This window comes from Streptomyces flavofungini (assembly GCF_041028215.1).
GTDB lineage: Bacteria > Actinomycetota > Actinomycetes > Streptomycetales > Streptomycetaceae > Streptomyces > Streptomyces flavofungini_B.
This window is the reverse complement of the sequence record NZ_JASKYR010001547.1, coordinates 1-482: the sequence shown is the minus strand read 5'-3', so window position 1 is coordinate 482 and position 482 is coordinate 1. Positions and strand designations below refer to the sequence as shown.

1 pseudogene is annotated in these 482 nt (G+C 74.5%); it reads right to left on the bottom strand.

Going from position 1 to position 482, the window contains the following annotated elements:
* Positions 1–482, bottom strand: a pseudogene (locus AB8Z36_RS42115) (acyl-CoA synthetase); the annotation flags it as partial.

Below are 482 nucleotides of genomic sequence, written 5' to 3'. Positions count from 1 at the left end.
TTCGGGGAGAGATCGGGCTGCCGCGACAGGAACGCGGTGAAGTCGTCCGGGGAGAAGGAGGAGCCGGGCGGCGGGGCGAGCGCCGCCATGACCTGGTCCCCGGCCACCGGATCCGGCACCGCGTAGACCGCCACGGCCACCGCCCCGGAGTACCGGGCGAGGATGCCCTCGATCACCGCCGCCGCCAGGTTCTCGCTGTCGACCCGGAGCCGGTCGTCCGTACGGCCCGCGAAGTAGAGGAATCCGTCCGCGTCCCGGTAGAACAGGTCGCCCGTCCAGTACCAGCCGCCCCGCACCCGCTCGGCCTGCGCCGCCGCGTTGCGCCAGTACCCCTCGAAGGGATTCGGGCCCCGGTTCACGAGCTCCCCGATGGCGCCCCGCCCGTTCAGCAGGCGCCCGTCGGGGCCGAACCGCGCCGGCTCGCACTCGGCCAGCGTCCCGGGTTCCACCACCGCGAGGTCGTCGCCGGGCGCCTGCTGAAC